This is a genomic window from Exiguobacterium sp. UBA1053, from assembly GCF_002316465.1.
Classification (GTDB): domain Bacteria; phylum Bacillota; class Bacilli; order Exiguobacteriales; family Exiguobacteriaceae; genus Exiguobacterium_A; species Exiguobacterium_A abrahamii.
In genome coordinates this window covers 142,042-165,401 of the sequence record NZ_DCDO01000005.1, presented here as the reverse complement: position 1 = coordinate 165,401, position 23,360 = coordinate 142,042, and the positions used below count along the sequence as shown (strand labels likewise).

Here is a 23,360-nt window from a genome sequence, read left to right as displayed (position 1 = left end):
GGTTTTTAGTGTCTGCTATAATGAATTTTTATATCAATAAAAAAAGATAATGAATAATTTGTATAAAGGTCTAGTCATTTAGATATTTATATGGAATAATTAAAAACGTAAAAGCGTTTACATTGTTCTGTCATTATCGTTTTATTCAGGAAAGGGTGAAAGGTATGTTGCAGTTTCTACAACGAATTGGTAAAGCCTTGATGCTACCAATCGCAGTATTACCGGCTGCGGGTATCGTGCTCCGGTTAGGTTCGTCGGATATGCTTGATATTCCGTTGATGGTAGCAGCAGGAGGGGCTATTTTTGATAACCTTCCACTGATTTTTGCCATTGGTGTCGCGATTGGTCTATCAATCGATGCGAGTGGGGCAGCGGGTCTTGCCGGGGCCATCGGGTATCTCGTCTTAAAGAATGGCGTCGACTCGATGAACAAGGATTATTCCAGCGCACAGATTCAGGCGAAGTATGATGCGATCGCTGCGATCGTCAATGATTCCTCGACCAAGGTCGACGGAGCGACACTTGGTTCGATCGCGAATCAGGCGACACTCGGTTCGACCGTTAATATGGCGGTATTCGGTGGAATCATCGCGGGTATCGTCGCAGGACTTCTATACAATCGGTTCTATAATATTAAGTTACCGGATTGGTTAGCATTCTTTGGTGGTCGTCGTTTCGTTCCAATCATTACATCAGCGGTCATGCTTGTACTTGCTTTCATCTTTGGTTATGTCTGGCCGTTCATCGAGCAAGGCATCAACGGTGCTGGTGAATGGATGGTTGGCCTTGGTGCAGGAGGCGCTGCTCTGTTTGGATTCTTTAACCGTCTCTTGATTCCTGTCGGCTTACACCACGTCTTAAATAATATTTTCTGGTTCGTCTTCGGTTCATATGAAAAAGCAGATGGTACGGTCGCGAACGGTGACATCGCGCGCTTCTTCGCTGGAGATCCGACAGCTGGGATTTATCAAGCGGGCTTCTTCCCAATCATGATGTTCGCCTTACCGGCTGCAGCTTTTGCGATTGTCATGGCTGCGCGTAAGGAAAATCGAAAAGCAGTTGCTGGAGCGATGATTGGTCTTGGACTGACGTCCTTCTTGACAGGTATCACGGAACCAATCGAGTTCTCGTTCATGTTCTTATCACCTGTTTTATATGTCATTCATGCAGTTTTAACAGGTCTATCGATGGCCATTGTTAACTTACTAGGTATTTTACATGGCTTCTCCTTCTCGGCTGGTTTCATTGATTATGCCTTGAACTTCGGTATTGCCACAAAACCATTACTTCTCATCCCGGTTGGTCTCGCGTTCGCGGTCGTCTACTACTTCCTGTTCTACTTCATGATCACGAAATTTGATCTGAAGACACCAGGTCGTGAAGATGAATCGCTCGTCACAGACACGGGAGTCGTTCTGACAGATTCAGACGATAAATATGAGCAACAAGCAGCTCAAATTTTTGCCGGATTGAAAGGAACAGAAAATGTCACGTCGATTGATAACTGTGCGACACGTTTACGTCTTCAAGTCAAAGATCCAAGCATCATTGACGAAGCGGCGATTAAAGCGGCTGGAGCAAAAGGTGTCATGAAGATGGGCGCGACCAGCGTGCAAATCATCATTGGAACAGACGTCGAATTCGTTGCGGATGCGATGAAGCGACAGAAGTAAAGAAAAAACGACCTTTCCTGAACTCAGGAAAGGTCGTTTTGTTGTACGTTCGCAACAGGTGCTGTTTTGCTTGAGCGATAGATTGGATAAAAGATTCCGATCAAGATGATGACGATCCCAATCCATTGGGAACTCATCAGATGTTCTCCTAAAATTAAGACGGAACAGATGACTGCTGTCGGTAGTTCAGCCGCTCCGAGCAAAGAAACGCTTGCTGGAGACAGATGAGGGGCGCCTGCAGCAAATAAGAGCGGTGGTAAAATCAATGCGAACAGACCGAGCGGAATCGCGTATAACAGAAGTCCATTTTCGAAGTTTGCAGAAGACAAGAATGTCGTCGGTGGATACATGGTCATGACGAAAGCAAGACCACCTGTCATCATATAAAAACTTTTCTTGATGACGGGTAAATGATTGGCGATGCGTCCACTAGCGAGTAAGAAAATTGAGAAGCTGACAGCTGCTCCAAGACCGAATAATGTTCCACGTAAATCGAGTGGACTCGAGTAAGCGGCACTCGCAAGAATGGCTCCGCCAATTAGTAGAATCGCGGACAGAAAGTGCGCACGACTGGGTAAACGTCTGAATGCGAGCGCATCGATGATGACACCAATCCAAGTGAATTGGAATAAGAGAATGATCGCAACGGACGCGGATACGGTTTGAAGACTTTGATAGTAAAGATAACCGGTTGTACCACTTGAGATACCGATCAGCATGAGCAGACCAGCTGTCTTGAGATCGAGACGAAGATTTTTCGTAAATAAGGCAAGTCCGAAAATCATGAGCCACCCGAAGAAAAATTGACTACCTGAAACGGCTGCTGAGTTAAATCCAGCGGCATAAGCGAGTTTGACGATCGTTGAGAGGACACCATAACTGATAGCGCCAATCAGAACGAATAAGGTTGCTTTTGAACGATGCATGAATAAATTCCCTCCATTTTTAATAAAAACCACACAAAAAAGGTTGCAACAGGGCCTTGTCCAGGTTTTTTGGACAGGGTTTGGTTGCAACCTGTGTGATTTATTGAGTTGATGTGTCGAGCAAACGATACAGCCGGGTTTTCGTTTGATTATACTGAACGGTCAGCGCATTCCACTTCTTTAATGACGCGGTAGCTTTCCGTGTTAAACGATTTAAATCCGCTGTTGACTCATCAATCTTAACGAAATCCGGTTTTTTCGTCAAGCGTGAAAGCACTTTCTTTTCAGCGTCCATCGCTTGTCGATACGTTTTCGAGAACGTTTGAAATGTCTGCTCGCGTTCCTTGATGATTGTCACGAGGGCGGTTCCTTCTGTTTTTGCTTTACCATCAAGTTTGTTGACAGCATCCTTCAATTCTTCAAGATCGAGTGCAGCGTACGTTTCCTTACGTAACGTTTCTTCTTGTTTCAATAAAGCAAGCCGTTCGTCATTTAAGGATTCTAATTCCTCTCGTTCATTTTGAGAGCGTTTGATTTCTTCAGCACCTGCATCAAGAACGGCTTGGTACGTATTAACTGAAATTTCATCCTTACGAGCACGTTGATCAGCTAGCGTGAATGCTTTCTCTTCACCTTTCACTTGTTGCTCTAGCTGTTCATGAAGAGAGGCTGGTGAATCGTTGGAACAGGCAGCGAGTCCAAAGCTCGACAGGAACAGTACTGCTACGAATGTTTTTTTCATCTGGATAGTAACTCCTTATAAATTCGAGTGTTGCGCGAAGTTGTACGGAATATGGAAATCTTCATCATAAATCGCGAATTGATAGCCTTTTTTCTGAAGTCCGGCAACAATGGATGGAAGTGCTTTGATGGCTTGTGGTTGTTCATGTAAGAGAATGATTTCAAACGGACGCTCTGCTCGCCGAATGACCGTATTCGCTACTTCTTTTGCACTATCTTTGTAATACCAGTCCATTGAATCGATTGACCAGTCCCACACGCGGAAGTCTGCTGAATGAATGGCAGATGCCATTTTTTTCGTGATGCCTGGATCAGAGCCATAAGGTGGTCGTGTCAAATATGGTGTTAGCTTCGTCAACTCATGGATTTTCTTCTGAACACTTTGCATCTCTGAGACATACTTTCCTTTTTCGTACAATGTATCGTAATCGTGTGTTTCCCCGTGTAATCCGATATAGTGTCCAGCTTTAGCAGCAGCTTTGACTTCTTGCGGAAAAGCATCTATTTGTGTTCCGAGATAAAAGAAAGTGGCACGAGTCTGAAGTTGATCCAATGTTCGAAGTAAGTCCGGTGTTAATGCGGATGGACCATCCTCGAATGTTAAATAAGCGACTTTTTTCGTCACACCATTCCATTTTTCCACGCGTGCTTTTTCCATATTGACGACAGGGACTTCAGTAATGGATTTACCTGTCGTAATGGATTGTTGTTCAGGAGTAAATACGTATCGGTAAGCGACATATCCCCCAACTCCGAGAAAAACAAGGGTGAGAAGTAAGAAAAACCGAGGGAAAAACTTTCTTTTTTTTGTACGCGGTCGTGGACCGAGTTCGCTAGCATGGCTTGAGGTAAATGGATCCATCGTTGTCTGTCGCTCCTTTTGTCAAAAATATCATATACAGATAATGTAACATTCTGACTGTTTCTTTTGTAACAAACAGATGACAAAAAGATGACGGAAAATCGATTTTTCTAAAAAATATCGATTTATTTAGAAAGAGTTTGCAAGAAATAAAAAAACAACCACTAAGTAAGTGATTGTTTCATGTATTATTTAGTGTTCTGTTACAGCACACTCATCGCATTCCGTTTGATAGGATTCACATTGTTCATCCATCTCTTTTCCGCAATGGGCACACGTTTTGACGGGAAGCTCACGATAGAATGCAGCAGATGCTTCTTGGTAAAGGGGTTGTTCCATGTGTTTTTCCTCCTTCAAAAATAAACGCAATGGTCTTTTTTCTTGTTTTTATTGTATTAGTACAGAAGTTTAATGTCAACTATTGTTTTATAACAATAAATTCGTTTGAAGTATTGATAGAGGACAATAAAAAAGAGACATGCTACGATATCTAAGTAATCTGATAATAATAAGGGGGATTTACACATGACACAGGCAACACTTGATACAATGCGTGTCTTAACAGAAAGACGTTCGGTTCGTCATTACGACGAAACGTTCAAACTTTCAAAACAGGAAGTGGAAGAATTATTAGAATGGACGACAGCGGCGCCGAGTGCTTGGAATTTGCAACACTGGCATTTCACGGTCTTCCATTCAGAAGAATCGAAGCAACAGCTTGCACCGATCGCATACAATCAGCCGGCTATCACTTCGGCTTCAGCAGTCATTGCGATCTTAGGTGATGTTCAAGCTAATCGAAACTACAATCCGGTGTACGGTCCAGCAGTAGAAGCAGGTGGCATGACAGAGGATTTATTTGATTCGATCAAGGCACAGGTAGAAGGCGCTTATCAAAGTGAAGCCTATGGGCGCGATGCGGCAATGTCGAATGCGAGCCTTGCTGCGATGCAATTGATGCTTGCGGCAGAAGCGCGTGGATTATCAACACTCGCAATGGGTGGATTCGATCATCAACGTTTTGCGGAAACGTTCATCACCGAGTCACGGTATGTACCGGTCATGTTGATTGCTGTCGGAAAAGCGGTTGAAGATGCGAAAAAGCGTCCGGCACTACGTTTACCGATTGATCAAGTATCGACCTTCCTGTAAGTCATTCAAAATGGAGGAAGCGGGGTTCAATTCCTCCATTTTAATTTTTTTATTTTTTTTCAGAAAAAGACTTGTCAGCCTTTTAGTTTCTTGATATATTAATACATGTCCTAGCAAGTACATAACGTACTGCAAACACGATTCTGTAGCTCAGCTGGGAGAGCGCTACCTTGACAGGGTAGAGGTCGCTGGTTCGAGCCCAGTCAGAATCATACCGAAAGCCCGCTTTTCCTTTATAGGAAAAGCGGGCTTTTTTTATTATTTCTTTATCTCATCCTCTGTGACCCATTTATGGTTTTTCACCATCTCTCCACCGTCCGTCGGTTCATAGTTCACCATATAGACCGTCGTTTCCTTTACTTCATCAATCGTCGCTTTTGCTCCATCCATACCTTTCATATGATCCGCTTTGACAGTTGTTTCATCACCAACTTGCAGTGGCTTAGTTGGAACGGGATCGAGTTCTTCCTGAATGACCCATTTATGATTTTTCACCATCTTTCCACCAGTAGTCGGTTTGTAACTGATCGCATAGACGACGGTGTCGTAAGCTCCCGCAATCGTTGCTTTAGCTCCGTCCATACCGTCCATATGATCCGTCGTCAACGTGACGTTGCTTCCTTTCGGATAAGTCGGATCACTGGCTTCCTTTAAACCGGATGGTAGATTTCCGTCGCTCGAATGCATCATATCTCCATGAGACATATCGTGTGAGTCACTATTACTTCCATCGTTATTGGCGGATCCACATGCACCGAGCCAAAGCGTAGAACTAAGAGCAAGTGCGGTTAATGTCAATGATTTTTTCATATAAAACCCTCCTGAAGTCACTAGTCTTCTTTACTATACCCAGCGTATATGCAAATCGTGTGCAGATGAGGTGACAGTTTCGTTTGCCTGCGTCGATCGCGTTTTTTTTAGCTATACTAAAAGTGGGGAGAAAAAGGAGGAATCGTCATGCGTCGTATTTCATACTCAGTCGGAGGAATCGTGCTTGCGGCATTTTTAATTTGTGGCAGTGTGTTGTTTGGGACATTGTATTATCAGTTGTCTCAAACACGAACGCAGGAAGTAGTAGACGGTTTACTGAACCGAGGAAATACACACCGTGATGTCCTTGTCGATTCCTATGACCAAACGACGATGCGCCATGTCAGCATGATGGAAGCAGATTCATCGTTTACTGTGGTGATCACTGATGCAGATGGAAAACAACTCGAAGCGTCACGACCTTTGTCGAATGAGATGAAGAGCATGTTAGAGCATACGGATTTTGATTACCGTCAACAAGGAAAAATCGTGACGATGCGTGACTTTTTAATGACGGACAGTCCCATCACCATTGACGGGGAACATCGTGGTCATGTATTCATGTTCGCTTCTAAAGCAATCGTAGATCACGTACTTGATCCGTTGAAACAGCAGTTTCTCCAAGTGGGTCTGCTAGCGCTTTTATTAGCAGGTGCGGCAAGCATTTGGACGACCCGACTCATTTCTCGTCCGTTGATTCAGATGGAAAAAGCGACAGCGCGTCTATTGGATGGAGAAGGTGGAGAGTTGCCGATTGATCGAAAAGATGAACTGGGACAATTGGCGCGTTCGATTCAGCAATTAAAACAAGATCTCGATTTTTTGAATCGGGAACGATCCGAATTTTTAGCAACCGTATCTCATGAACTACGAACACCATTGACATATATAAAGGGATACGCGGATATTCTCGAACGCCAAACGTTGACGCCGGATGAGCAACAACGCTACATTACGATCATTCGAGAAGAAAGTCAGCAAATGAATGAATGGATTGAGCAATTGTTTTGGCTAGCACGAATTGACGCCAATGCTTTTATGATGGAGCGAAAACCTGTCGATGTCGAAGACTTGATTCATCAAGTGATACGATTGATGCGTCAAGACATCGAACAAGAAAATGTTTCGTTCGAGATAGAAGGTGAGCGATTAGAAGTGATGGGTGACGCTCAGCAGCTCCGTCAGATGATCGTGAATATCATTGAAAATGCACGACGACATACGACGTCGGGAAAAATTATCGTTCGTTATGGTGTCAACGCAGTAGGGGCTTTCATTCAAATCGAAGATACAGGAGAAGGGATCGCTGCAGAATCTTTACCTCATGTAACGAAACGGCTCTACCGAACGGAAGCATCTCGTTCTCGAAAACATGGAGGAACTGGAATCGGACTCTCCATCGTTGAAGCAATTGCTCAGACACATGGAGCAGAATTGAACATCAAGAGTCAGCTTGGACATGGAACACAAGTGACACTGCAGTGGAAGGAGAAATAAAATGCCGCATGTATTGATCGTAGATGATGAACCAAGAATGCTTGAACTGCTCAAACTGTATATTCAGCCGTATGGGTACACGTGTCAGCTTGTGGATTCTGCGCAACAAGCTCTTGATCTCTGCCGTCAGCACGTATTCGACCTGATTTTACTAGATGTCATGATGCCGGATATGGATGGCTGGACATGTTGTCGTCTCATTCGAGAACACTCTAACATCCCAATCTTGATGGTTACGGCTCGGAATCAGCGGGAAGACATCATTCGGACACGAGAAGTAGGAGCGAATGATTACATATCAAAACCGATTCAAGAAGGGGAACTGATCGGGCGAATGGAAGTTTTATTACAGCAACAGTATGATGGTCTATCCTATGACCGGGAAAGCTATCGTTGTAGTTACCTCCAACAAAAGATTTCGTTAACGAAAACGGAATTTGAGTTGTTAGGTGTATTTTTAGATTCTCCACGACGTGTTTGGACACGGGATCAGCTGACAACAATATTATGGGGAGCGGAAGCGTCTGTAGACGAGCGGACGATCGACTCGCATATCAGACATTTAAGAGAAAAACTACGTGTTTGCGGTTTTCCGATTGAACAGCATCTCGAAACAGTTCGCGGAATCGGATACCGCTGGACACACCAATAAAGGGGAAAATCAAAACATGACGACACTCTATTTCTTACGGCACGCACACTCGACATATTCACCAGATGAACGGAAGCGGTCACTTTCCGATGCAGGACAGACAGATGCGATACGTTTACTTGAAACGTTTCAAGAAATTCCAATCGACAGGTTCTACAGCAGCCCGTATCAACGGGCGATCGAGACGATTGCACCGCTCGCGAAGGCACGTCAACAACCAATCATTGAGGTAGAGGAACTACGAGAGCGATTGTTAGCACCGGGAGAGCTTGACGATTTTCAAGCAGCGGTCACATATGTATGGCAACATCCGAATGAAAATCCGTATGGAGGCGAAACGAACAACGAAGCGTCGCAACGCATTCGGCAATTCATCGACGAACTAGTGGAGAAGCATCCTGACGAAACAGTCGTTCTTGGAACACATGGAAATATCATGGTGCTACTCTTAGAAACATTTGATCCGACATTCGATTACGCATTTTGGAAGTCCTTACCGATGCCAGCCGTATGTCGAATGGATGTGAAATCAGGAGAAAAGGCAGACATTCACGTCGTACCACTTTTGACGAATACAAAGTAAAAAAGAGACGGAACTGATGCGTGAATCAGTTTCCGTCTCTTTTGTAATTGGAGAAATCTTAAGGTGTAGGAACAGCACCTTCATGTTTTCGGATCAAGTCAGCCGTCAGTTGACCGGACAATGTGACCATCGGTACACCGCCGCCTGGGTGTGTCGAACCACCGACGAAATAAAGTCCTTCGTACAAGTCACTCTTCGATGGAATCTTAAATCCACCATTTTTCTTCCGATCGGCTGCGACACCATAAATCGATCCACCGTTTGGACCGTATAATTCCTTCAAATCTTCTGGGGTAAAGCGATATTCAAACTCGATCGATTCTCGAAGTCCATGAAGTCCCATCCGCTCCAGTTTATCGAGAACGACTTCGCGGTACGCATCCCAGTCGACCTCACCTTTTTGAAGTGTTAGCGGTGGAACATGCGTTAAGACGAATAAGTTATCCTTCCCTTCAGGAGATTGAGAAGCGTCGGATTTTGACGAGACTCCGACATAAATCGTCGGATCCTCAGGAGGAGTACCTTCTTTGAACATTTGGGCGAATTCACGCTCTGGATTTTCAGAGAAAAAGAAATTATGATGCGCTAGCCCGCGATACTCACGATTTACACCGAGCAGCAGGACAAGACCTGAAACGGAAGGGGCAAACGACGCTTGTAATTTTTTTGCCTGTTTCCGGGCTTTTTTCTCCGGTACGATCCGTTCGTAAGTCGGGATGACCTCAAGGTTTGAAACGACGATGTCGGCTGCATGAAACGTTCCGTTTGATAAGACGCCAACCGCTTTTTTATTTTCAAGGACGATTTGTTCAACGGGTGAGTTGAGATGAACCGTGACACGGAGCTCATCAAGCAACCGTTTCATGGCACGCGCGATTTGGTACATACCACCTTTGACATAATAGATGCCGAGTCCCATTTGAACGTAAATCATCTGATTGAAGACAGCAGGTGCTTGATACGGGTTGGAACCAACATACATGACCATATAGTTGAACAGCTGTTCGAGATACGGATCATTGAGATGTTTCTTTGTTCCGGTCGCGACCGTATTCATCGGGTCCATCTTTAATAAATCAGACATCGTATGGTATTTTTTTAAGTCCTTTAAATCTTCGAGACTGTATTTATAAAAACTGTCGAGGCACAAGTCGTACATTTGTTTGGAGTACCGGAACAATTCAACGAAATCAGCCCGTGACGAGACTTGTTCGACTTCTTCAAGCATTCCAGGTAAGTCACCTTTGACATCGATTTTTGTTCCATCCTCAAAGAATGTACGCCATTGCGGTTCAATGCGCTCGATTTCTAAGTAATCATCCAAGTTACGATGAACGCTTGAGAAGAGTTGTTCGAGTACCCAAGGCATCGTTAAGATGGAAGGACCGGTATCGAAAGTAAATCCCTTTCCACTCCGTTGATTCAGTTTCCCTCCGACGTTTGCATTCTTTTCAAGCATTGTGACTGCATAACCATCTCCAGCTAAACGAATGGCGGCAGACATACCAGCAAGACCTGCTCCAATGACAATTGCGCGTTTCTTCAAATGAATCACTTCTCCTTTAGTAGATGAATGGAATCAATCGTTTTCGTTTTGCAGCCCATACCGTATAGGCAGGTCCAAAACCTTTCGTTAACATCGCTTCCTCGATTCGAATCCGGTAGAGCAAGAAAATGAACATCAGAAGTCCAGAGAGAATGAAAAGTCCGAACCGACCGGTGAACAGGGGGAAGCTCATCGTAATCAACAACAATCCACTATATAACGGGTGACGTAAAAAACGATAGGGACCGCTACTGACGAGCTGATCACCAGACGCCACGACGACATGACGAGTGAACTGTTGCTTTAAGTGGAGAATTCCCCATAGACGTAAGGAAACACCACACCATAACAAAATGCATGAAAAGATGCGCATGATAGAAGAAACGGTTTCATTCGCAAAGAGGAAAGCGCAGACGATCGTTCCGCTTAGGACAAGGAAAATCAAATAAAAACTCACTTGTTCTGCTGCCCCTGACTTAGACTCGGAGCGATTCCGAAAACGAATCATCTCACCAATCCAGCAGATGCTACCAATACTGAAAATCCATTCCCAAAGTGACACGTACGCTACTCCTTTCTACATCAGAATCATGTTTCGAAAACGCATACATCGTTATTTACCCATTGTAATTCGTCCTTAAGCTACATTTAGAAAACTTCAGAAATACTTCATTTTCATGACAAGCATTCCGAAAGAACCCTGTTTGAAAAAAAGAATGGTATTCTAATCTAAAATATGGATGCAAATTAGAACATGCATAAAGGAGATATACGATTCATGAAATACATCACGACACTCATCACGACGTTGACATTAACAGCGGCCTGTACATCAGTGTATATACCAACGGTCGAAGCATCGACTTCTATTTATCGGCAAGCAAAGACATCCCTTCATTTGCGTAAAGGAGCATCGATTGATCAACCGAGTCTTGCGGTTATTCCGACAGGGATCTATGTGACGGAACTTTCGAAAGTCGGTACATGGTCAAAAGTACAATATGGTACGAAGATTGGTTATGCGAGTACGAAGTATCTACTGACGGATGAACAAATCGGTGGAAAGCGGATTGGTAAGACACTCATCGCGAATAAGAACTTAGCGCTCCGCTCGACGTACGCTCCTGGTGAGAATCAACAAGCAAGAGCTGCGTTTGAGAAAATGCGTGTAGCGGCTAAAAAAGAGGGAATTACGCTCGTTGCGTTTAGTACATATCGCTCCTACGCCTATCAAAAAACGTTGTTTGATAAATATGTTGCGCGGGATGGATATGAGAAGGCGAGTACGTACAGTGCGGAACCTGGGAAAAGTGAACATCAAACAGGTCTTGCGTTTGATATCGGAGGCGCTGATTCAACAAAATACGCCACGTTTAGCTTTTCAAAAACAAAAGAGGCAAAATGGTTGTTTGCGAATGCTCACCGCTACGGCTTCCATCTCCGCTATCCATCTGGTAAAGAATCTTGGACGGGGTATACGTATGAGAGCTGGCACTATCGGTATGTCGGAGCAACGCTTGCCGCTCGTCTAAAAGTCAGTGGACTAACAATGGAAGAGTACTTCCACCTCGCACCATGGAAACCGGTAAAGGTTTCGACTCCTTAAAAACATGGTAAATAGAGGATGTTGGCTTAGTCGGTTATTCGTCTCAGGTGAAAGAGGTGGAACGAATGGCCAAAAAAGATGCGAAACATCACATCATGACGTTTACGTTCAAAGAAGAAGCGACATCCTATCAAGTCTTCAGTGAATTGAAGAAATATCATGCGCGAGGTCAAGTCGATTTCGAACAGATTGCCGTCATCAAGCGAAATGAGAATGGTGCTTTTTCGTTTGAAGATGCTGTAGACCTAAGTGGATCGAATCGCGCCGTCAAAGGGTCGTTAATTGGAATGGCGGTTGGTATTCTAGGAGGCCCATTCGGCATCTTACTTGGTTCGATGACGGGTATGCTGATTGGTGGATCGAAAGACATGAAGGAAAATCAAGAAATCCAAGAAACATTCAAACGAACACTCGACGTCATTCCGCCTGGGCAAACAGGAATCATCGCGATCGGTGAAGAGTTTGAACCATCCGTCCTCGACGGATTAGTGGCGCAACATGATGGTACGTTGGAACGAACGGATGAACAGTTAGAGTCGTAAGCCTGATAGAATGAAAAGAAGCCTATCGCGATCCAAGCGATAGGCTTCTTTCATGTGCATTTACTTAGTCGTACGTTCTTTTTTTGCTTTTTTGAAGAAGAACAATTCATAGACGACAGGAACGATGATAAGTGTCAACAACGTAGAGGTCGTTAATCCACCGATGACCGTCAAGGCAAGGCCTTTGGAAATCAGTGTTCCTGAAGAAGTCGTTAATGCGAGTGGTACCAATGCCATGATTGTTGCAAATGCGGTCATCAGGATTGGGCGTAATCGCGTTTTACCCGCTTCAATCAATGATTCGCGAATCGGCATACCGCGTCCGACGTTTTGACCGATGCGGTCGACGAGAACGATTGCGTTCGTGGTGACGATTCCGATCAACATCAGGAAGCCGATCATGACACTGACCGATAACGGTTCATTCGCAAGGAAGAGCGTGACGAGCGAACCGATTGGAACAAAGATCAGAGAAGACAAGATGATGAATGGAATCCGAGCTTTTCCGAACGTAATCAACATTGTCAGGTAAACAAGTCCGATTGCAACCACGATCGCAATTCCAAGTGATTGGAAGATTTCAACCGTATCGTCATTTCCGCCACCACTTGTCAATGAGACACCGTCTGGTAAATCGATTTTTTCGACGTCAGCTTTTACGGCATTCGATACGTTTTGAACGTCGTCTCCTTTGACTTGTCCAGATACGCGAGCATATACTTTTCCGTCGAGTTTCTGAATCGATGTGAAAGTCTCGACTTCATTGACGGTCGCGACATCTTTCAATGCGACAGGACCGTTTGCTGAGAAGAGTTGGACGTCTTCGAGATCTTCTTTCGAGACGAGTCCTTCTTCATAAGATAATTGTACGTCTTGATCCTTATTGTCGAGATTGAGCGTTCCGACCGTAACTGGCTTCGTTTGATCGTTAACGGTACCGAGAATCTGGAAACCAGATAGTCCGCGATCACTTGCTTTCTCAGGATCGATTTCTACGAGATACTGCTTTTGTTTTTCGCTGAAGTTGTTCGTGATATATTTCAAATCATTATTTTTCGACATGTTATCCTCGACGAGTTTTGCCGCCTCTTGAAGGGCTTCGAGGTCGTTCGAGAACAAGTCGACATCGACGTTGTTATTCGACGGAGGACCACCTGTTGATAGTTCAGCCACACTGATTTTGACATCGACGTTTTCATCTTGAGCGATGTCTTCCATCTGTGTTTCAAGTGACTTGATCGTTTTTTCGACGTTTACACCGTCTTTTAGATTCAAGAAGTAACTTGCTTTATTATCGAGACGTAAGCCTGTCGTGAAGTCACGCGCTCCGACAGAAGTCGTCACGTCAGCAATGGCTTTTTCTTTATCAAACATTTTTTCCATCTCAAACGAGACGTCACTTGTTTTTTCAAGTGATGTGGCAGCCGGAAGTTCAAGCGATGCCGTCAAGGTCTTCGATGCTTCGTTCGGAATGAACGTAAAGCCGAGACGCGGTACGATCGCTAGGGAACCACCGAGAAGGATGAACGATACGACCAAGATGATCGCCTTGTGCGAGAGTGATTTTTCAATCAGCTTGCCATACCAACGTTGGAGAGCACCTTCTTTTTCTTCTGCTGGTACCTTTTTGAAGGCAAATTTCGCGAGAATCGGTACGATCGTGATCGCAACGAGTAGTGAAGCAAGTAATGAGAAAATAATCGTCAAAGCGAACGGTAAGAAGAACTTACCAGTAATCCCACCGACAAATCCGATCGGCAGGAAGACGACGACGGTCGTCAGCGTCGATGACGTGATTGCTTTTAGAATCTCTTTTGTCGATTGTTCGATGATCTCATCCGTCATACCGGATTCGGATTTTCGGACGCGCCGGAAGATGTTCTCGATGACAACAATACTATCATCGACGACACGACCGACTGCAACAGCCATCCCACCAAGTGTCATGATGTTCAGGGAGATATCTTGCCAGTTCAAGAAGATAGCGGCGATGAGTAATGACAATGGAATCGAGACGATGGCGATGATCGTCGCGCGGATGTTCCGCAAGAATAAGAGTACAGCGAGTGATGCGAAGAGGGCACCAAGTAATCCTTCTTTGACGAGTGTCGCAACGGACTCCTCGATATCCTTCGCTGAATCAATCCCAATCGTATAGTCGACTTGGTCGTCATATTTATTGAGGATCTTCGTGACTTCATCTGCGATTTCGACCGTATTGGCATCTTGTTTTTTCGTGATCGCCATTGATAAGGAATCTTTTAAATCGTAACGTGTTTTTTCACTTTGTTGTGAGACGGCTTCGATTTTTGCGATATCCTCTAGGCGAATCGGTTCTGCAGGTTCAGACGCCTGATCTGCAGCTGCACCACCTGTTGTACTTGGTGGTCCTTGCGTTGCACCTTGTGGTGGACCGCCAGCAGATGAACCACCTGTTTGACCGTTACTTGATGAACTAGTCGCACCTGCAGCAGGTGTCAATTGTAGATTTTTTAGTTTATCTAGATTTTCTAGTTTTTCCTCAACGCGAATCGGAATTTTCGAATCGTTTTCTGATAGCTGACCAGATGGGAACGAGACATACTTTCCATTGATTTGTTCCTTGATGCTCGAGAGCGAGAGACCCGCTTCCGTCGCTTTCTCCTTATCGACGGTGATTTGAACGAGATCATCCTTATAGCCACCAACCGAAACGCTGTTGATTCCTGGAATCTTATTAAGTTCAGGTTCGATATCTTCCTTTAGGATTTTTTCGATGTCTTTACCATCCTTACTAAAGAAAGAGATGTTATAGATCGGGAATGAACCAAATGACAAACGATTCAATTTCGTCGTTGCTTCCTCCGGTAGATTCGCATCTTGGATTGCAGCATCGATTTGTTGTTCCACCTTATCCATATCAGTATCGAATGGGAATTCGATGTTTAAGATACCGATACTTTCATAAGAAGAACTCGTTAGCTTGGTAGCCCCTTCAATTCCCTTAAGGGAAGTTTCAAGCTTTGAGACGACTTGTTTATCGACATCGTCAGGTGATGCACCAGGGTAAACCGCTTCGATTGAAATCTGAGGAAACTCGATTTCCGGGAACTGATCGACTTTTAATTGTGAGAAGGAATACACGCCTCCTAAAATCAATAGGATTGCAATGATGAAGACAGCAACCGAGTTCTTCAAACTAAATCGGGTTAAAAAGTTCATATGAACGCTCCTTTCTTTTTATATGTGCTTATTTACATAGTAGAGGACACTCATAGAACCCGCAACTTTAAAACTGTTTTTATTTAAAAAGATCTTTTTGAAAAAAGATAAATTTTTTTTGTTAAAAAGGCTTTACACTTTTCGATATGCTGCTATAATAAAAACATACCCAGTAACAACACAGCATGATTCTGTAGCTCAGCTGGGAGAGCGCTACCTTGACAGGGTAGAGGTCGCTGGTTCGAGCCCAGTCAGAATCATACCGAAATCGTTCCTTTTTGAAGGAACGATTTTTTTTTGCGTTAAAAAAACTATTCCCGAAATCAATCAGGAATAGTTGGAAGGGAGGTAAATTGTTTTATTGAATTTCGAGATGAAGATCGCCGCGCTTCGTCCACCCTGCGACGGTCGTCAATCGATAGAAGACGAGCGTCAAGACGCCAGGTAGAACGACACCAGTCAAGAAGAAGACGAGGAACGCCTGAGGACCTTGGTTGACGAAGATATTGAGTGGGGCAATCATCGAATTTAATCCAAGTCCTGCGAGTTCGTACGGTACTTTCAAAGAGAGAAGAAGCGTCGCGACAGGAGCTGAAATCATCGCTGCGAGAAACGGTGCAACGACAAGACGTGGATTTTTAACGATATTCGGGAATTGTACTTTAGGTGTTACAAAGAATGAAGCAATCAAACCACCTGGATCCGTCTGACGATATGCCATCAACGTAAAGCCGACGAATTGAGCGGAACAGCCAATGAGCGCAGCGGCACTTGCTACAGGATCAAGTTGCAAAGCGATAGCCAGTGCAGCGGACGAAGCAGGAGACATCAATAAGACACTAAAGATGAGTGCAATGACAAGAGATGTAGCAATAGGAGAAGACTCGACTGAAGCCGTGATCATGGCACTGAATTTTGTAAGGAGTGGTGTCGTGACGGCAGCAGCACCGATTCCAGTCACGCCGCCAGCAAGGACAGCACTCATCGGGATGACCATCATGTCAAATTTCGTTTTTCCAGTCATGCGTTTTCCGACGTATACAGCGACAGCAGCTGCGAGTAACGCACTGATTGGCTGACCGGGTACAAGAACGAGTCCAGAAGCAGTCGATTGAAGAGCGGCACCACCAATCGTCGCTGCGATCATTGCGCTGAACAGGACAAGTGTGTTTCCTCCGAGCTGAAAGGCAATACCGGCACCAAGCGCAGGGGCGAGTAGTACTTTTGCGACACCACCAATCGTCAGTAGCATTTGGATATGTAGAAGATTTCCGAGCGTCTCAATCAGGAGTCCGACACCGAGTGTTACAAGAACGGCATTTGCCATTCCAGCTGATACTTTTACCATTCGATCCATCGCATATTCTTTCAACGTTGTCATCCTCTCTATCTATCTCTATTTTTTGCCATGAAAAAAGCCTATCCGTTTTTGGGATAGGCGCCACTCATTCTGTGCGGGCGCCTCATTCGATGCATCGAAAGAAGGGCCCAAAAATCATTTCCGTTTCATCATCGGAAAAGTTTTCAGTCCCTCATGCATAGAATAATCAGTCGTCCAACTTGGTTAAATGGCTGTTGCGTCGGAATCATTCGATCGTGCCCCTCTCTGTGAATTTTTCTAAGCCTAACACGCTCTTGAATAATAATCAATATTTTCTGACAATTTATTTTTTCCTGAAATCTGACAGGAATTCACGGTATCATCGGGAAATCCTAATTTAACAACAATGGAGGCGTTTACATGAAAGTGATGCTTTTTACAGATATTCATGGCAATGCATCAGCATTACGTGCGGTATTGTCCTATCTTGATCAACAACCAGATATCGATGCCGTCTATTGTCTCGGTGATCTTGTCGGCATTGGACCAGAGCATAATGAAGTCATTGATCTATTGAAGCAACGACTTGATATTCAAACGATTTCTGGGAATCATGATGAATGTGTCCTTGCTTTAATCCATGGGGAGAACTATCCCGATAGTTACCGCCATGCTAAAGAGCACCACCAATGGATTGCGGATACGTTGACGCAAGAAAATCAAAAGTATTTGGAACGATTACCGCGTGTCTTAAATATCATGCATCAGGAACAAACGATGCACCTGACGCACTATGCTTATGCCGACCAGACGAAGAAGATTGGTGAAGAGCCGTTAAAGCAAGCGGTGGATGGAACGAAAGAAAACTTATCCGTCCTGTTTGCTGGAAGTGAGGCGCGGATCATTGGATTCGGTCATCATCATCCATCGCAACAAGTCGAGACAGAGCAAACGCTCTTTATTAATCCAGGTGCACTTGGATGTCAGGAAACAGCTATTGCTCCAGTAGCAATTATCGATTGGGAGAAGGATCAAGTCCGTTCAGAAATCCTGAAGCTTCCATATGATGATCGACCATTTTTAGACGTCCTCAATACGACGGAGATGCCGGAACGTGAGTTGATGCGCCGTCTCTTCTTCGGTAGTAGGACATGAAAAAACCTTCATGAGTAGTTCATGAAGGAAGTCGATTAAGCAGATAGCTTCGTCGTAATTGAGATGAGGCACACGACAATCAATAACACGATACCGATGTTTCGTTTCAATGGATGGTGTGACCAGTAAAAGAATAGCGCAAGGACAGGGGCCACAAAAAAGGCAACGATGAGACTGATCAATGTTGCAAGAAATAATACAAACATCCAAAGCTTGCTAGTAGTCCGATATACCTGCCACATGTCGTAGAGCGACATGAGTGTATAGGCGAGTAACACGAAGATGATTCCGGTCGATAAACTCAAAGCGATCATCACTCCATTCCCTATTTAGTATAAGGGAAAGAGTGAGAATGATTACACGACTTGAAGTAAAAAACATGACGAATCGATGAACGTACGATTAGACGCTGTAACGAAAAAAGAAAGGAGAGGGCATCTATGTCAGACATCTATCGCCGTTTTTTTCTATTTCCGGATATTTTGATCATGCTCGTACTACTGATTGGAATAAGTAGTTATACCATTGCTCAGCCGTTTCATTGGTCGATTTTACTGTTCTTTTGTCTTGGACTGATCGTCTTTAGTTTCAGTGAATACCTGACGCATCGTTTTTTGTTCCATTTACCACCGCCTAAAAATATGCTTGGACGAAAGTTGTTGAAGCGACTTCATTACGATCATCATGCGCATCCGAATGAACTGCATCTGTTGTTTTTACCGGTCTGGTATTCCTTGCCGAATCTTGGTTTCTTTGCGGCTCTGACCTATCTTCTGACGCAATCTGTCGTTTCGACAGCTGCAGCCGCGAGTGGATTGATCGTCATTTTGCTTGTGTATGAATGGAAACATTACGTGGCACACGTTCCGCTGAAACCGAGAACACGCTTTGGAAAATGGATGAAAAAGACGCATCTATTACATCATTTCAAAAATGAACACTATTGGTTTGGTGTATCAAATCCGATGGGGGACTGGTTGTTTGGCACTTTGAAAGATGAGAAAACAGTTACTTCTAGTCAAACGGCACGGAATTTAGAAAAAAATCGAGAATATGAAAAACCGCCAATCAGCTGATCGGCGGTTTTTTGATTCATAAAATGCGTAGCATGGCACGACGAATCGTATCTAATTCCAACGGTCGAGCAATCAATGGCCATTCGGCAATTAACGCAATGTACGTCCGGAAAATCAGAAAGGCGGTGACATCGACTGGTACGTCACGATCATCTTGTCCAAGGCGAGTCTCGAGTAGCGTTTTAAGATATTCGACGACATGCCGTTCGATCCGTGTCCGTAGTTCTTGCATTTCTTGTAATTTAAGATTACGTGTTTCTTCGATGATTTGAAGAATGAACAAATGTTGTTGCTGATGATAGACGATAGCGTCGATCATTGCTTGTTTATTTTCTTCTACCGTCGCATGTTCGCCGTAAGCGCGTTCTGCTTCTTCTTTCATTTCTTGCAGCACACGTGTTACGAGCGATTCGAACAGGTTGAGTTTACTTTCAAACAGTTGATAGACAGTCGGTTTTCCGACGTGAGCGCGTCGGGCGACACGCTCGATCGTCGTACCTTTATAACCAAGTTCAGAAAAGCAAGCCATCGCTGAGTCTAGTATCAGTGTTTCTTTATCAGACTGTGTCATGTTGTTTTCGTCTCACTTTCGTTGAGAGTAAAATCCGCTTGGCTCCGAGCCCTCCAACGAAGCTGATGATCAATGCGACGACTAAGATAGTCGCAAGGACTTGACTGTTTGAGATGAGGGCGTCTGTCACACCAAGTCCAAGCGCTTCGCGGAATCCGCCGACTGAATACGTCATTGGTAAGAACGTATGGATGGCTTGGAAGAAGCTTGGCGTCATCTCGACTGGGAACGTACCACCACTACCACCGATTTGTAATAGGAGTAGTAGGAAGGCAAGGAACTGTCCGACGCGACCGAGTAGCATCGCGAGCGTGAACAGAATCGTAATGAACGTCATCCCTGTTAAGGCAGCAAATCCATAGAGCGCAGGAACACTCGCGACATCAGCATCGAGGACATAGACGATGGCTGTGGCCGCTGCGACACCTTGTAAGGCTCCAATCGGTAAGATGAGTGATAATTTACCGACAAGGAAGCGCCATGTCAGACTTTCGCCATGTTCTGGACGAATCTGATAGACAGACGAGAACATCAAGGCACCTGCGAACAAGGCGATACTAAGGATGTAAGCTGATAAACCAGAACCGTAGTTGTTGACCGTCGAATAGTCATGTTCTTTTAAGACGACGGGTTCTGCCAGCATATTATCCCGCTCTTTCGTCGGCTTGACGGTTGCGTCTTTAGCCCCTTTGCTGAGCTCATCCTTCAATGTTTTAGCCCCATCTTCAAGTTTAGTATTGGCATCCGCGATTTTCGAAGCCCCATCGGTCGTTTTGCCGATTCCGTCCGTAATCGTAGTTGAACCAGAAGCCAATTGTCCTAACCCGTTATTTAACGCGCTAGCACCTGTTTGGAGTTGATGTGTGCCATCTGAAAGCTGATTAGCCCCGTCAGCCAGTTGTGCGCCACCTGTTGCAGCTTTATGCACACCAGCAGTGTATTGACCAAGTTTTTCATTGAATGTTTGTTGACCGCTTGCTAATTGTTGTGCGCCAGATTCGACTTGTTTCGCACCGTCAACGAGTTTCAATTGACCGGCGTTCAGTTGTGATACAGCTGATTCGACTTGTTGACCACCTGCAGCGAGTTGACCGATTTTCTTCGTTGCTTCTGTTGCTTGAGCAAGACTCTGATCAATTGCACCTTCTTGGGCAGCAAGGTTTTGAATATTTTCTTCTAATGAACCAATAGAACCGAGCAATGTTTGTTTTTCTTCATCCGATAACTGTTCAGAAGCAGAAATGACTTCTTTTAGTTGTGCGACGTTTGCTTCAAGTGCTTCACGACGCGCTCGTAAATCTTGTTTCGCTTTTTCAGCATCTTGATTGAGTTGTGTTAAAAAGGCGTTGGCAGCTTGTGCTTTTTCATCCAATTGATTTAATCCATCCGTCAATTGAGGGATTTTTTCATTAAGCTGGGCCGTACCTGCAGCCAATTGCTCTGCTCCTTGACGGACTTGTGTCGAGCCACCACTGAGTTTCGTTGCTCCGTCTTCGAGTTGTGCAGCACCGGCTTGTAATTTGCCACCATTTTCGTCTAGCGTGTTCAACCCAGAAGACAACTCACCCGTTTTTTGGGCGAAGAGGGCAGTCTTTTCGTCAAGTGTCGTGACGCCATCACTGAGTTTTTTAGAACCTTGATTTGCTTCCCCGAGTTTTTCGGACAGTGTCAGACTGCCATCCGCAAGTTTTCCAAGGTTCGTTGCCAGTGTTTTCGCACCATCCGCTGTTTTGTGGTTGCCATCTTCTAGTTTAGAAGAACCGTCCGATGCCTTTTCCATACCGTTTGCGATTTTCTTTAACGCACCGAAGATCGCACTACTATATTGTTTCGTCACGGATTTTCGGATCTTTTCGTTTAATTGTTTTGCAGCCGTACTCGAAATTTGTGTCCCCGAGTAGTTTTTGGCTGGATTCAAGTAATACTCCAACTCAATCTTCTTCGGATGATCATCGAGTAGTGTCGTTGCATTTTTAGAGAAGTTCTTCGGAATGACGACCGTCATATAGATTTTGCCGTCACGTAGTTCTTTTTCGGCTTTGTCCTTAGATAAGAACTGCCAATCAAAATCATCATTTTTTTTGAGTTTGTCGACGAATTGATCCCCGATGTCGACTTTCTCTCCTTTAAACTTCGTCGCCTTGTCTTCGTTGACGATAGCGACCTTAATATCTTCTGTTTGACCGTATGGGTCCCAGAATGCAGATAAGAAGATGGAGTTGTAGAGAAATGGTACGAGGATGAGGGCGAGAATGACGACAATCATCATCGGACTCTTCAATTTCTTCCATTCTGAGCGAAACATAAATACAAATCCCCTTTCTAAAACTCAAAACTTATTTGAGTTTTAGGTTTTGATGAGATTTACTTTACTCTCTTCATTAAAAAAAATCAATCGATAATTCTAATTTCACATAAAAAAGACGACTCGCAGGGAGCCGTCTTGGAAAAAACGAGTTAAGGAAGCAAAAGTAGTTTTCCTGTACTGCGTCGACTTTCTAAAAAGTCATGTGCTGCTTTGCCATCAGATAATCTGAATGTTGTAGGAGAAGACAGGGTGAGATGATTGGATAGAATCCAATCAAATAATTCACCGGATCTACGGATTCGTTCTTCAGAAGATGTTAATACGTTCCAAAGGTCACCACCCGTCAATGTTTTGGATGTATCCATCAAGAAGCGAGGGTCGACAGATACGGGATCGCCGCCTGCCATACCATAGAAGACAACCGTTCCATGGACTTTTGTCACATGGAAACTATCCATTAAGGTAGAACCAATAGATTCGTAGACCACATCAACCCCTTTACCAGAAGTTTGCGCGAGCACATGCTCGACCCAGTTCTCAGAATATAAATAGACAGATTCACAGCCCGCAGTTTTAGCGATCTGTGCTTTCTCAGGAGAAGACGTCAATCCAATCGGAGTTGCTCCAAGTAAACGAATGAGCTGTGTCAACAACTGACCAACGCCACCGGCAGCTGCATGCACTAAGACGACATCTCCCGGTTGGACATGATAGCTATCTCGAGTTAAATAATGCGCTGTTAACCCTTGTAATAAGACAGAAGCTGCTGTTTCGTATGAGATATCGTTAGGAAGCGGAATCAATTTATCGACGGGTGCTGCGACGTACTCAGCATTCGCAAGCGGAACGTCCGCAAAAGCAACTCGTTGACCTACGTGGAACGTTGAAACAGCTGTACCGACCGCAGTGATGATGCCTGAACCTTCGTAACCTAAAATATAGGGAGGCTCACCTTCTAAATGATAGTTTCCTTTTCGGCGATAGATGTCTGCAAAATTCAGACCGATCGCTTTCATTTCAATCAGAACTTCCTGTTCAGTAATTGTTGGCGTTGGTACGTCTTCGAAGCGTAATACATCAGAACCTCCGAATTCGTGGAAAGTTAATGCCTTCATCTCAACACATCCTTCTTTTAAAT

At 44.4% G+C, this 23,360-nt stretch carries 22 protein-coding genes and 2 tRNA genes; 11 read left to right on the top strand and 13 right to left on the bottom strand.

The features are described from left to right. Window positions 1–164 precede the first annotated feature (164 nt). On the top strand, window positions 165–1,673 hold the full coding sequence (gene nagE, locus B3G15_RS04970) for an N-acetylglucosamine-specific PTS transporter subunit IIBC (RefSeq protein WP_290716529.1): 1,509 nt from the start codon (window positions 165–167) through the stop codon (window positions 1,671–1,673). Between the two features lie 23 nt (window positions 1,674–1,696). Here nagE and B3G15_RS04965 read toward each other — a convergent pair whose 3' ends face one another. The 4 genes from B3G15_RS04965 to yhfH all read right to left on the bottom strand — a co-directional run bounded on the left by B3G15_RS04965 (window position 1,697) and on the right by yhfH (window position 4,541). Beyond that, on the bottom strand, window positions 1,697–2,599 hold the full coding sequence (locus B3G15_RS04965) for an EamA family transporter (RefSeq protein ID WP_050678077.1): 903 nt from the start codon (window positions 2,597–2,599) through the stop codon (window positions 1,697–1,699). Window positions 2,600–2,699: 100 nt separating this feature from the next. Next, entirely contained in the window at window positions 2,700–3,341 is a 642-nt protein-coding gene (locus B3G15_RS04960; protein ID WP_290716525.1) for a YkyA family protein, read from the bottom strand. 15 nt (window positions 3,342–3,356) lie between these two features. Then, the gene (locus tag B3G15_RS04955) at window positions 3,357–3,983 is read right to left on the bottom strand and encodes a polysaccharide deacetylase family protein (protein ID WP_290716522.1); all 627 of its coding nucleotides are present in this window, start codon (window positions 3,981–3,983) and stop codon (window positions 3,357–3,359) included. 411 nt (window positions 3,984–4,394) lie between these two features. Continuing rightward, window positions 4,395–4,541, bottom strand: a complete 147-nt coding sequence (gene yhfH / locus B3G15_RS04950; RefSeq protein WP_064505459.1) for a protein YhfH — start codon at window positions 4,539–4,541, stop codon at window positions 4,395–4,397. Between the two features lie 186 nt (window positions 4,542–4,727). Between yhfH and B3G15_RS04945 the strand changes: the two genes are divergently transcribed. Both B3G15_RS04945 and B3G15_RS04940 read left to right on the top strand, forming a co-directional pair. Next, window positions 4,728–5,354 carry a nitroreductase family protein gene (locus B3G15_RS04945; RefSeq protein WP_214858938.1) on the top strand — a complete coding sequence of 209 codons (627 nt, stop codon included), beginning with the start codon at window positions 4,728–4,730 and terminating at the stop codon, window positions 5,352–5,354. 139 nt (window positions 5,355–5,493) lie between these two features. After that, window positions 5,494–5,566 (top strand) — tRNA-Val (locus tag B3G15_RS04940). Between the two features lie 46 nt (window positions 5,567–5,612). Here B3G15_RS04940 and B3G15_RS04935 read toward each other — a convergent pair. Beyond that, on the bottom strand, window positions 5,613–6,164 hold the full coding sequence (locus B3G15_RS04935) for a YdhK family protein (RefSeq protein WP_290716512.1): 552 nt from the start codon (window positions 6,162–6,164) through the stop codon (window positions 5,613–5,615). Window positions 6,165–6,311: 147 nt separating this feature from the next. On the opposite strand from B3G15_RS04935, the gene B3G15_RS04930 reads away from it, so the two are divergent. From B3G15_RS04930 to B3G15_RS04920, 3 genes are read left to right on the top strand one after another with little or no spacing between them, the layout of a single operon-like run. Further along, on the top strand, window positions 6,312–7,661 hold the full coding sequence (locus B3G15_RS04930; RefSeq protein ID WP_290716509.1) for a HAMP domain-containing sensor histidine kinase: 1,350 nt from the start codon (window positions 6,312–6,314) through the stop codon (window positions 7,659–7,661). Between the two features lies 1 nt (window position 7,662). Further along, window positions 7,663–8,313 carry a response regulator transcription factor gene (locus B3G15_RS04925; protein ID WP_050678082.1) on the top strand — a complete coding sequence of 217 codons (651 nt, stop codon included), beginning with the start codon at window positions 7,663–7,665 and terminating at the stop codon, window positions 8,311–8,313. Between the two features lie 16 nt (window positions 8,314–8,329). Further along, the gene (locus tag B3G15_RS04920) at window positions 8,330–8,896 is read left to right on the top strand and encodes a histidine phosphatase family protein (RefSeq protein ID WP_290716504.1); all 567 of its coding nucleotides are present in this window, start codon (window positions 8,330–8,332) and stop codon (window positions 8,894–8,896) included. 58 nt (window positions 8,897–8,954) lie between these two features. On the opposite strand, the gene B3G15_RS04915 is transcribed toward B3G15_RS04920, so the two are convergent. Together B3G15_RS04915 and B3G15_RS04910 are read right to left on the bottom strand one after the other, a co-directional pair. After that, complete coding sequence (locus B3G15_RS04915) at window positions 8,955–10,442, bottom strand: phytoene desaturase family protein (protein ID WP_290716500.1); 1,488 nt, start codon at window positions 10,440–10,442, stop codon at window positions 8,955–8,957. Window positions 10,443–10,458: 16 nt separating this feature from the next. After that, a complete protein-coding gene (locus B3G15_RS04910; protein WP_290716497.1) occupies window positions 10,459–11,004 on the bottom strand; it encodes a methyltransferase family protein in 546 nt (181 codons plus the stop codon). A gap of 216 nt (window positions 11,005–11,220) precedes the next feature. Between B3G15_RS04910 and B3G15_RS04905 the strand changes: the two genes are divergently transcribed. Beyond that, entirely contained in the window at window positions 11,221–12,048 is an 828-nt protein-coding gene (locus B3G15_RS04905) for a M15 family metallopeptidase (RefSeq protein WP_290716494.1), read from the top strand. Between the two features lie 65 nt (window positions 12,049–12,113). After that, complete coding sequence (locus tag B3G15_RS04900) at window positions 12,114–12,590, top strand: hypothetical protein (protein WP_290716491.1); 477 nt, start codon at window positions 12,114–12,116, stop codon at window positions 12,588–12,590. 60 nt (window positions 12,591–12,650) lie between these two features. On the opposite strand, the gene B3G15_RS04895 is transcribed toward B3G15_RS04900, so the two are convergent. Continuing rightward, on the bottom strand, window positions 12,651–15,791 hold the full coding sequence (locus tag B3G15_RS04895) for an efflux RND transporter permease subunit (protein ID WP_290716488.1): 3,141 nt from the start codon (window positions 15,789–15,791) through the stop codon (window positions 12,651–12,653). Between the two features lie 187 nt (window positions 15,792–15,978). On the opposite strand from B3G15_RS04895, the gene B3G15_RS04890 reads away from it, so the two are divergent. Then, window positions 15,979–16,051: transfer RNA gene (locus B3G15_RS04890), tRNA-Val, on the top strand. A 98-nt stretch (window positions 16,052–16,149) separates the two neighbouring features. Here B3G15_RS04890 and B3G15_RS04885 read toward each other — a convergent pair. After that, the gene (locus B3G15_RS04885) at window positions 16,150–17,172 is read right to left on the bottom strand and encodes a PTS transporter subunit IIC (RefSeq protein WP_029340800.1); all 1,023 of its coding nucleotides are present in this window, start codon (window positions 17,170–17,172) and stop codon (window positions 16,150–16,152) included. A gap of 360 nt (window positions 17,173–17,532) precedes the next feature. On the opposite strand from B3G15_RS04885, the gene B3G15_RS04880 reads away from it, so the two are divergent. Next, window positions 17,533–18,267 (top strand): metallophosphoesterase family protein, encoded by a 735-nt coding sequence (locus B3G15_RS04880; RefSeq protein ID WP_290716483.1) that lies wholly within the window; start codon window positions 17,533–17,535, stop codon window positions 18,265–18,267. A 35-nt stretch (window positions 18,268–18,302) separates the two neighbouring features. Here B3G15_RS04880 and B3G15_RS04875 read toward each other — a convergent pair whose 3' ends face one another. Continuing rightward, on the bottom strand, window positions 18,303–18,581 hold the full coding sequence (locus B3G15_RS04875; protein WP_290716480.1) for a hypothetical protein: 279 nt from the start codon (window positions 18,579–18,581) through the stop codon (window positions 18,303–18,305). 126 nt (window positions 18,582–18,707) lie between these two features. On the opposite strand from B3G15_RS04875, the gene B3G15_RS04870 reads away from it, so the two are divergent. Further along, entirely contained in the window at window positions 18,708–19,343 is a 636-nt protein-coding gene (locus B3G15_RS04870) for a sterol desaturase family protein (protein ID WP_290716477.1), read from the top strand. 16 nt (window positions 19,344–19,359) lie between these two features. Here B3G15_RS04870 and B3G15_RS04865 read toward each other — a convergent pair whose 3' ends face one another. The 3 genes from B3G15_RS04865 to B3G15_RS04855 form a co-directional block, all read right to left on the bottom strand. Further along, the gene (locus B3G15_RS04865; RefSeq protein ID WP_290716474.1) at window positions 19,360–19,914 is read right to left on the bottom strand and encodes a TetR/AcrR family transcriptional regulator; all 555 of its coding nucleotides are present in this window, start codon (window positions 19,912–19,914) and stop codon (window positions 19,360–19,362) included. Beyond that, window positions 19,901–22,219 carry a YhgE/Pip domain-containing protein gene (locus B3G15_RS04860; RefSeq protein ID WP_290716470.1) on the bottom strand — a complete coding sequence of 773 codons (2,319 nt, stop codon included), beginning with the start codon at window positions 22,217–22,219 and terminating at the stop codon, window positions 19,901–19,903. The genes B3G15_RS04865 and B3G15_RS04860 overlap by 14 nt, the downstream gene beginning before the upstream one ends. Before the next feature lie 152 nt (window positions 22,220–22,371). Next, the gene (locus tag B3G15_RS04855; protein ID WP_290716467.1) at window positions 22,372–23,337 is read right to left on the bottom strand and encodes a quinone oxidoreductase family protein; all 966 of its coding nucleotides are present in this window, start codon (window positions 23,335–23,337) and stop codon (window positions 22,372–22,374) included. Window positions 23,338–23,360 lie beyond the last annotated feature (23 nt).

Excerpts from the sequence above, each read along its gene's own strand:
- B3G15_RS04965 (WP_050678077.1), bottom strand. The coding sequence starts at position 2,599 with ATGCATCGTTCAAAAGCAACCTTATTCGTTCTGATTGGCGCTATCAGT.
- B3G15_RS04960 (WP_290716525.1), bottom strand. The coding sequence starts at position 3,341 with ATGAAAAAAACATTCGTAGCAGTACTGTTCCTGTCGAGCTTTGGACTC.
- B3G15_RS04945 (WP_214858938.1), top strand. The coding sequence starts at position 4,728 with ATGACACAGGCAACACTTGATACAATGCGTGTCTTAACAGAAAGACGT.
- B3G15_RS04860 (WP_290716470.1), bottom strand. The coding sequence starts at position 22,219 with ATGTTTCGCTCAGAATGGAAGAAATTGAAGAGTCCGATGATGATTGTC.
- B3G15_RS04905 (WP_290716494.1), top strand. The coding sequence starts at position 11,221 with ATGAAATACATCACGACACTCATCACGACGTTGACATTAACAGCGGCC.
- yhfH (WP_064505459.1), bottom strand. The coding sequence starts at position 4,541 with ATGGAACAACCCCTTTACCAAGAAGCATCTGCTGCATTCTATCGTGAG.
- B3G15_RS04925 (WP_050678082.1), top strand. The coding sequence starts at position 7,663 with ATGCCGCATGTATTGATCGTAGATGATGAACCAAGAATGCTTGAACTG.
- B3G15_RS04870 (WP_290716477.1), top strand. The coding sequence starts at position 18,708 with ATGTCAGACATCTATCGCCGTTTTTTTCTATTTCCGGATATTTTGATC.
- B3G15_RS04900 (WP_290716491.1), top strand. The coding sequence starts at position 12,114 with ATGGCCAAAAAAGATGCGAAACATCACATCATGACGTTTACGTTCAAA.
- B3G15_RS04930 (WP_290716509.1), top strand. The coding sequence starts at position 6,312 with ATGCGTCGTATTTCATACTCAGTCGGAGGAATCGTGCTTGCGGCATTT.
- B3G15_RS04865 (WP_290716474.1), bottom strand. The coding sequence starts at position 19,914 with ATGACACAGTCTGATAAAGAAACACTGATACTAGACTCAGCGATGGCT.
- B3G15_RS04855 (WP_290716467.1), bottom strand. The coding sequence starts at position 23,337 with ATGAAGGCATTAACTTTCCACGAATTCGGAGGTTCTGATGTATTACGC.
- B3G15_RS04895 (WP_290716488.1), bottom strand. The coding sequence starts at position 15,791 with ATGAACTTTTTAACCCGATTTAGTTTGAAGAACTCGGTTGCTGTCTTC.
- B3G15_RS04885 (WP_029340800.1), bottom strand. The coding sequence starts at position 17,172 with ATGACAACGTTGAAAGAATATGCGATGGATCGAATGGTAAAAGTATCA.
- B3G15_RS04935 (WP_290716512.1), bottom strand. The coding sequence starts at position 6,164 with ATGAAAAAATCATTGACATTAACCGCACTTGCTCTTAGTTCTACGCTT.
- B3G15_RS04875 (WP_290716480.1), bottom strand. The coding sequence starts at position 18,581 with ATGATCGCTTTGAGTTTATCGACCGGAATCATCTTCGTGTTACTCGCC.
- nagE (WP_290716529.1), top strand. The coding sequence starts at position 165 with ATGTTGCAGTTTCTACAACGAATTGGTAAAGCCTTGATGCTACCAATC.
- B3G15_RS04880 (WP_290716483.1), top strand. The coding sequence starts at position 17,533 with ATGAAAGTGATGCTTTTTACAGATATTCATGGCAATGCATCAGCATTA.
- B3G15_RS04920 (WP_290716504.1), top strand. The coding sequence starts at position 8,330 with ATGACGACACTCTATTTCTTACGGCACGCACACTCGACATATTCACCA.